This is a genomic window from Duncaniella sp. (genome assembly GCF_029054785.1).
GTDB lineage: Bacteria > Bacteroidota > Bacteroidia > Bacteroidales > Muribaculaceae > Duncaniella.
This window is the reverse complement of sequence record NZ_JAIDEN010000104.1, coordinates 1-8,220: the sequence shown is the minus strand read 5'-3', so window position 1 is coordinate 8,220 and position 8,220 is coordinate 1. Positions and strand designations below refer to the sequence as shown.

Genomic DNA, 8,220 nt, shown 5'->3' with positions numbered 1-8,220 from the left:
CGGTAATAGACATTCCAGCTGTCTTTGGCATAACCGTCGGCAAGCACTTTGAAGCTGCTCGATGATGAATCGGGAATCCTGTGGCCGTTATAATATACAGTCCAGTTGTCTGTGGCATATCCCTTGCCGAGTGTCTTGAACGAGTTTGCCGACGCTCTATTCAGCCTGATTCCGTCATGATAGACATACCAGTTGTCTTTCGCATAGCCGTCTTTCAGAATCTTGAAACTATTGGCCGATGCGCCGTTAATTTCTTTTCCAGCATAAAAAACCTTGTCATTGCTGATGAAATACGACGGTCGGTCGTGGTTCCGATGTCTGCGGCAGTCTCTCTGTTCCTGTTTGTGATCTTTGCGCCTGTTGCGGTCTTGCAGACCTGCGGCATCAGCCGAGAGGGCAGAGAGTGCGAATCCGAGCACTAAAATTGTAAGCAGTCTGTTCATGGCAGTGATATTTTGTGTTACCTTTATAATATAAGACTGCTCAAGGCTGGAAAAGTCAATTCCTTCTCGGAAACTGTTCCTTAGAGGTTGTTTAACAACAATAGTTAAAATCTGAGCGAAAGTTTTGAGGTGAATATGGCTCCTTTCTCATTTACAACAATTTATCTAAAAGATACACCACTCAGATTTTAACTCTTGCTTTTAAACAACCTCTTAAATGTTTCTTAGAACGATCTTTCGCGGCGTGAAGCGTCGATGCGCAGCAGGATGAACAGCAGGAATGTGAAGCCCCACAGCGATGAGCCTCCGTAGCTGAAGAAGGGGAGAGGGATTCCGATGACCGGACACAATCCGATCACCATGCCGATATTGATCGAGATATGGAAAATCAGATAGCTTGCGACACAATAGGCATAGACGCGCCCGAAGACTGTCGGTTGTCGTTCTGCAATGTTTATGATCCTGAGAATCAGTATAAGGAACAGCACGATTACTCCCGTGGCGCCCCACAGACCCTCTTCTTCGCCGACAGTGCAGAAAATGAAATCCGTATGCTGCTCAGGCACATATTTCAGCTTTGTCTGGGTGCCGTTAAGGAAGCCCTTGCCCCAGATGCCGCCAGAGCCGATCGCGATTTTCGACTGGTTGACGTTGTAGCCCGCGCCCCTGAGATCCTCTTCCATTCCGAGGGCTACTTTGATTCGCATCTGCTGGTGTGGCTGGAGGATGGAGGTGAAGGCATAGTTGACTGAAAACAGGAAGAGTATGGCTGCCAGAGCGGTTCCGACCGTGATGACGAGCTTGCGGGCCGGTGTCTTGAACATCAGCAGCACACAGTAGGCCACAGCCGCCATGATCACGGCTATGAAGAATATTGTTCCGGGTACTTCTATACCGCAGATTTCCAGTGTTGTAACCACTATGCCTGTACCGGCGAACCATAGGAACACATTGCGGGCCGCCGTGAACTCCTTGCAGTAAACGGCAAGCATCGCAACTATCAGCACCATGATCATGATGAACACCGCTGCCTGTCCTGAAGGGATGCCGAGCAGCATCGAGCCTGTGAATTTGACGGCGACAACGAAGAATGTCACTGCACACAGCGCTGCCAGGAGCACAAGTCCGCTCATTCCCTCACGGTAGAGCACGAAAAACAGCGACAGATAGACCAGCGCCGATCCGGTCTCTTTCTGCGCGAGGATCAGGATCACGGGCAGGAAGATGATCATCAGCGCCAGCATGTAGTTTTTTCTGGAGGCATTGAGCACGAAATTGTAGCTCGAAAACAGTTTGGCAAGACACAGCGCGGTTGCAAATTTGCCGAATTCAGCAGGCTGGAGACTCATCTGGCCGAGCACGAGCCATGAGCGCGATCCCTTGATGTCAGGCGCTATGAATATGGTCACCAACAGCAGCAACAGCACACCGCCGTAGATGACATAGGCGTAATTCTCATAGACTCTGACATCTATGAGCAGCAGAACAAGGCCCAGCACAAGCGAGAGGCCGATCCAGCGGAATTGCTTCCCTGAAAATTCAGTGAAACTCAACATGTTTGCATGGTCGAAATCATAGCTTGCCGCATAGATGCTCACCATCCCTGCCATCACAAGGATCAGATAGAGGATGACCGTAAACCAGTCGACCTGTTTCAGTATCGAACCGCTATTCTCGTTTTGCTGCACGGTTGTTTTGTTCTTTATTAAGTTATTGTCTTGAGATGCAATCTTTTTGGGCTGAATGAAAGCCTGTCGGCATCCACGGCCGGGGATCAATGCTTTTTGGTTCCTGCAAACTGGATGGTGTTTGACTGGAGCATTCTTTCTTCAAGATATTTGCGTTCCGGCGGGATATAGCCACGCAGATAGCGCTCCATCACCAGCGAGCCGATCGGCACACCGAATGTCGCACCGAAACCGGCGTTCTCCACATAGACCGCTATTGCGATTTTCGGATTGTGGTAGGGGGCAAAGCCCATGAACGCCGAGTGGTCTCGGCCATGCGGGTTCTGCGCTGTACCTGTCTTGCCGCACACCTCGATGTCAGTCAGATTGGCCAGGCGGCAGGTACCGCCGGTGACGGCCATTCTCATGCCTTCGGCAATGTCGTTATACCAGTGTGAGGCGACGGTCGGACTGTGTTTCTCCAGATACTGCGAAGGAACCACTGTGTCCTGTATCTCCTTGACGACATGTGGAGTTATGAAATGCCCGCGGTTGGCAATGGTGGCGGCCAGATTGGCGATCTGCAATGGGGTGGCGAGAATTTCGCCCTGTCCGATCGAGACGGAGATGATGGTGTTGGCGCTCCAGTGGCCTTCGCCGTAATATCCGTTATATGTTTTGGAATTAGGGATATAGCCTCGGTATTCACCCGGCAGGTCGATGCCGAGTTTGTAGCCGTAGCCCATTGAGACAAGGTGGTTTTTCCAGATCTCGAACGCGTTGGCCGACGAGCCATATTTGCTGCGCTTGTCGATCATAGCCTTGAATCCCCAGCAGAAATATGCGTTGCAGGAGGTCTGAAGCGCCGGTTTCAGCGGCAGCGGTGATCCGTGGCCGTGACAGCCGACCCTGAGTCCGCCGGAGATGAAGCCGTGGGCGCATGGAAACATTGTGCCGGTCGTGATGATGTTTTCTTCAAGCAGGATCAGGCCCTGTGTCGGTTTGAAGGTGGAGCCGGGAGGGTAGACGGCCTGTATCGCGCGGTTGAACAGCGGCTTGTCGAGATCGCGCATCATCTCGTTGTAGTTTTTGCCGCGCTCGCGTCCTACGAGCAGACGCGGATCGTAGGTCGGTGCCGAGACGAGACAGAGGATTTCGCCCGTCGCAGGCTCGATGGCCACAACAGCTCCTTTCTTGTTCACCATCAGTGACTCGGCATACTGCTGAAGCTCGATATTGAGCGAGAGTTTGATGTTTTTTCCGGCCACGGCGTCGCGGTCGAGCGCTCCTTCCTCATATCGGCCCTGAATTCGGCCAAGAGCATCGCGCATCAGCACTTCCGCTCCCTTTGAGCCGCGGAGATATTCTTCGTAGGTGTGTTCGACACCGATGTCGCCGATGTAGTCGCCGGGCATGTAATAGGGATCCTTGTCGATGTCCTTCTGTGCGACTTCGCGCACGTTGCCGAGCACATTGGCCGCCGAGCGGTAGTTGTATTCACGCAGGATGCGCTTCTGGATGTAGAATCCGGGGAAGCGGTAGAGTTTTTCCTGAAGACGTCCGTAGTCCTCGGCGCTCAGATGGGTCAGCAGGCGCTGTGGGGAGTAGGAGGAGTAGCCCGGATTGCGGCGCTTGTCCTTCATGTCAATGAAGCGTTTGCGCAGATCCTCAGGGGTGATGTTGACTGCGCGGCAGAAGTCAAGGGTGTCGAATTCCTTGACGTCGCGCGGGATCATCATCACATCGTAGGCCGGCTGGTTGTAGACGACCAGACGCCCGTCACGGTCATAGATTATGCCGCGCGACGGATAGACCGCCTTGCGCAGAAAGGCATTCGAGTCGGCATAGTCTTTGTATTTCGAGTCAAGCACCTGGAGGCTGACAAGACGCGCTATGTATATAAGGGCTATAACCACGATAAAACCGCTGATGACATAGCGCCTTTTTTCGAGATTATAATCTTTTCTCACTTTGAGGAGTCATGAAACTGTCAATCCCGACCATCAGGGCCATTGATAGTATTGTACTGAACACTATCCGCAGCAGGAGTCTGACAGGATTGAAAAATGTAAATGCTTCGATCAGGAATATTATGGCGCAGTAGAGCAGCGTCATGGTGAGCAGATACTTCAGATATGTTGCCGTGCCGAGCGAATACATCGACGGTTCCGGACGCGTGAGGTCTTCTTCTCGCGGGACATAAAGCCGCAGGATCGGCTTTCGGACCATTGCCTCGATCGTGCAGGCGAGGGTGTTCATCCCGTAGGTGTCCGAGAAGATGTCGACTGTGAGGCCTAAGAAAAATCCGATGGTTAGCATCCAGTTGACCGAAAGGGTGATGGGCAGTCGCACCAGCAGGTAGATGAATACCAGAGGCACGGCCACGTTGAACAGGCAGATGTGGTTGAACACGATCACCTGCGACAGCACGAGGATGAATCCTAACAATATGAACTGAAGCACCGTTTTGCTCACTTAGCGCTTGTGTTTTTTAGCGGATCCGGGGAGATTGTGGATTAGTGGATGGATCCGCGGGTTTTCAGTTGACGTTCTTGATTTGCAGTTCTTTCTCCACGGTCGTAAGCTCGTCCTTCATCTTGTCGCGGATGACACGGACTGTCGAGAGGGTGGAGAAGTCGGTGAAGAGCTTGATCCGCAGTGTGTAGAAGTTGTCCTCGCGGTCGCGCGATCCTGACAGGATCGTGCCGACGGGGACTCCTTCCGGGAATACGGACGAGTAACCTGAGGTGACAATCGTGTCACCCTTGACAAACTTGGCATGTTTCGGCAACTCTTCGAGTATCGCTTCTCCCGGATCGCGGCCGTCCCAGACCAGTGATCCGACCTGATCCTCGCCTTTGACCTTGCAGGAAAGGCGCAGATAGGGGTTGAGCACCGAGATCAGACGGGCTGTATGGTCGCCGACCACATTGACGATCCCGACAATGCCGTTCTGGTCCATGACTCCCATTTCAGGCTCCACTCCGTCAAGGCGTCCTTTCTCTATGGTGATATAGTTGTGGGAGTGGTTGATGGAGTTGTTGATCACGTGGGCGATCAGGAACTGATAGCGGGTCAGGGCCGAGTCGACTGTCATGGTGTCAGCGTAGATCTGCTGCTGATAGTCCCGTATTACCTCCTTGAGCTTGTAGATTTCAAGCTCAAGGTCGGAATTACGGTGTTGCAGGTCTTCGTTGATCTCACGCAGTGAGAAGTACGACGTGACGTTGTTGGTCGTCTTGTAGACGGCAGAAGCGATTGTGTTGGCCGACGACAGATAGACATGGTGCTGATAGGGATTGCGCGAGAATAGAAGCGCGCAGCCTGCCACCAGATAGATGGCAAACAGAAACCATGAACTGTACTTGACGAAAAACTTTAGTAGCTCGCTCAATTCTGCTCGGTCTGTTTAGCGGATCAGGAAGGAGAATGTCTCGATGTTCTTGAGGGCTACGCCGGTTCCTTTCGCCACTGCTAAGAGCGGATCTTCGGCAATGTGGAACTGGATGCCGATCTTGTCGGTCAGACGTTTGTCGAGACCGCGGAGCATGGCGCCGCCGCCGGCAAGGAAGATGCCGTTCATGACGATGTCCGAATAGAGTTCCGGCGGAGTTTCGTCGAGTGCCTGAAGTACTGCGGCTTCGATGCGGGAGATGGATTTCTCGATACAGTGTGAGATCTCCTGATAGCTGACGGGAACTTCCATCGGCAGGGCGGTCATCTTGTTAGGACCGTGGACAATGAAGTCTTCCGGCGGATTCTCAAGCTCGGTCAGAGCCGATCCGACATGGATCTTGATCTGTTCGGCGGTGCGTTCGCCGACCTTGACGTTGTGCACGCGGCTCATGTGTTCCATGATGTCGTCGGTGAGGTCGTCGCCGGCCACCTGGATGCTCTTGTTGGATACGATGCCGCCGAGCGAGATCACGGCGATCTCGGTTGTACCGCCGCCTATGTCTACGATCATGTTGCCCTGGGGGGCGAGCACGTCGATGCCGATACCGAGGGCTGCGGCCATCGGTTCGTAGATCATGTAGACGTCACGTCCGCCTGCATGTTCCGAGGAGTCGCGCACGGCGCGGATCTCCACTTCGGTTGAGCCTGAGGGAATTCCGACCACCATTTTCATGGAGGGGGAGAACCAGTTGCTCTTTGAGCTTGCTTTCTTGATCAGGCCGCGGATCATCATTTCCGCAGCGTTGAAGTTGGCGATCACGCCTTTGCGGAGCGGACGGATGGTTTCGATTCCGTCGTTTTCCTTTCCCTGCATGAGCTTGGCTTCGCGACCGACGGCAATGAGTTTGCCGGTGCGCTTTTCCAATGCCACGATGGAGGGTTCGTCAATGACGATCTTGTCATTGTGTATGATAATCGTATTGGCCGTTCCGAGGTCAATCGCGATTTCTTTGGTGAATGAAAATAATCCCATTTTGGTAGGTTGTGTCAGTCTGATTAATGCTTGAAGTGACGGAATCCGGTGATCACCATGGCGATGCCGTGGGCGTTGCAGTAGTCAACGCTCTCCTGATCGCGGATTGATCCTCCGGGGTGGATGACTGCGTCGACTCCGGCTTCACCGGCGATCTCCACACAGTCGGGGAAGGGGAAGAAGGCGTCCGATGCCATGACTGCTCCGTGGAGGTCAAAGCCGAAGGAGTGGGCCTTTTCGATAGCCTGCTTGAGGGCGTCGACGCGCGAGGTCTGGCCTACGCCGCTTGCCAGAAGCATGCCGTTTTTGGCGAGAACAATAGAGTTGCTCTTTGAGTTCTTGACAATCTTGTTGGCAAAGAGAAGGTCGGCGGCCTGTTCGGGGGTGACGGCTTTCTCTGTAACCTGCTTGAGGTCTTCGACAGTTTCGATCTTCAGGTCGCGTTCCTGTACGAGGGCGCCGTTGAGGATCGAGCGGAACTGGTGGGTGGTGTCAAGCGGTTTTTTGATCACGAGGATGATGCGGTTTTTCTTCTGCTTGAGGATTTCGAGTGCGTCCTCTGTGTAGGCGGGCGCGATGATTACCTCGAAGAAGATTTTGTTGATCTCCTCGGCTGCGGCTGCGTCGACTGTGCCGTTGGTGATGAGCACTCCGCCGAATGCGCTGACCGGATCGCCTGCGAGGGCATCTTTCCATGCTTCGGCTATTGTCGGACGTGTGGCCAGACCGCAGGCATTGTTGTGCTTGAGTACTGCGAATGTCGGATCGGTGAATTCCGAAATCAGATTCACGGCTGCGTCGATGTCGAGCAGGTTGTTGTAGGAGATCTCTTTGCCGTGGAGCTGGCTGAACATTTCGTCGAAGTCACCGAAGAAGGTGCCTTTCTGATGGGGGTTCTCGCCGTAGCGCATCTGTTTTGCGTCGTCGAATGCGATGCGGAGTTCGTCGACATGCTCGATCGGCGATTCAACCTCGGTCGATGCGAAATAGTTGAAGATGTCGGTGTCGTAGCCTGAAGAGACTGCGAATGCCTGAGAGGCGAACCAGCGGCGTTCTTCAAGCGATGATTCCGCTTTGCCGTTGCGCTTGAGCATTTCTGCCAGGGGCTTGTACTGCGCTTTGGAGGCCACGATGATGACGTCCTTGAAGTTTTTGGCGGCGGCGCGGATGAGCGAGATGCCGCCTATGTCGATCTTCTCGATGATGTCGGCTTCGGGTGCCCCTGAGGCCACTGTGGCGCGGAAGGGGTAGAGGTCTACGATCACCAGGTCGATTTCGGGAATTTCATATTGCGCGATCTGGCCGCGGTCTCCTTCATTTTCACGACGGTTGAGGATGCCTCCGAACACTTTGGGGTGGAGGGTCTTTACACGGCCGCCGAGGATCGACGGATAGCCGGTGAGATCTTCTACGGCTGCACATTCATAGCCCAGGCCTTCGATGAAGGAGCGGGTGCCGCCGGTTGAGAGAAATTTCACGCCGTCTGCGTGGAGTAATGACAGGATTTCTTCCAGTCCGTCTTTATAGAAGACGGAAATGAGTGCGGTTTTGATACGTTTGTTGTCAGACATTGCCTTAAATATCTTATCTGAATTTATTGATTGGACTGAGTTCGATTTTGAAAGTGCAAAGTTAGTGAAAATTACTCAGCAATGGAATTAAAAATAATTATAAATAATGG

The 8,220-nt window shown here is 53.2% G+C and carries 7 protein-coding genes; all 7 read right to left on the bottom strand.

What is annotated here, in order from left to right; genetic code table 11:
• Nucleotides 1-443 (bottom strand): DKNYY domain-containing protein (locus tag K2H17_RS07160; protein ID WP_300133138.1); only part of this gene is annotated, 443 nt, incomplete at its 3' end.
• A 224-nt stretch (nt 444-667) separates the two neighbouring features.
• Nucleotides 668-2,131 carry a rod shape-determining protein RodA gene (rodA, locus tag K2H17_RS07155; protein ID WP_300133136.1) on the bottom strand — a complete coding sequence of 488 codons (1,464 nt, stop codon included), beginning with the start codon at nt 2,129-2,131 and terminating at the stop codon, nt 668-670.
• A gap of 86 nt (nt 2,132-2,217) precedes the next feature.
• Complete coding sequence (mrdA, locus tag K2H17_RS07150; protein ID WP_300133134.1) at nt 2,218-4,080, bottom strand: penicillin-binding protein 2; 1,863 nt, start codon at nt 4,078-4,080, stop codon at nt 2,218-2,220.
• Complete coding sequence (locus K2H17_RS07145) at nt 4,064-4,573, bottom strand: rod shape-determining protein MreD (protein ID WP_300133132.1); 510 nt, start codon at nt 4,571-4,573, stop codon at nt 4,064-4,066. The genes mrdA and K2H17_RS07145 overlap by 17 nt, the downstream gene beginning before the upstream one ends.
• Before the next feature lie 76 nt (nt 4,574-4,649).
• Entirely contained in the window at nt 4,650-5,504 is an 855-nt protein-coding gene (mreC, locus tag K2H17_RS07140) for a rod shape-determining protein MreC (protein WP_300133130.1), read from the bottom strand.
• 15 nt (nt 5,505-5,519) lie between these two features.
• Nucleotides 5,520-6,539 (bottom strand): rod shape-determining protein, encoded by a 1,020-nt coding sequence (locus K2H17_RS07135; RefSeq protein ID WP_107030999.1) that lies wholly within the window; start codon nt 6,537-6,539, stop codon nt 5,520-5,522.
• A 23-nt stretch (nt 6,540-6,562) separates the two neighbouring features.
• The gene (gene purH / locus K2H17_RS07130; RefSeq protein ID WP_300133128.1) at nt 6,563-8,110 is read right to left on the bottom strand and encodes a bifunctional phosphoribosylaminoimidazolecarboxamide formyltransferase/IMP cyclohydrolase; all 1,548 of its coding nucleotides are present in this window, start codon (nt 8,108-8,110) and stop codon (nt 6,563-6,565) included.
• Nucleotides 8,111-8,220: the final 110 nt, after the last annotated feature.

Excerpts from the sequence above, each read along its gene's own strand:
- K2H17_RS07135 (WP_107030999.1), bottom strand. The coding sequence starts at position 6,539 with ATGGGATTATTTTCATTCACCAAAGAAATCGCGATTGACCTCGGAACG.
- purH (WP_300133128.1), bottom strand. The coding sequence starts at position 8,110 with ATGTCTGACAACAAACGTATCAAAACCGCACTCATTTCCGTCTTCTAT.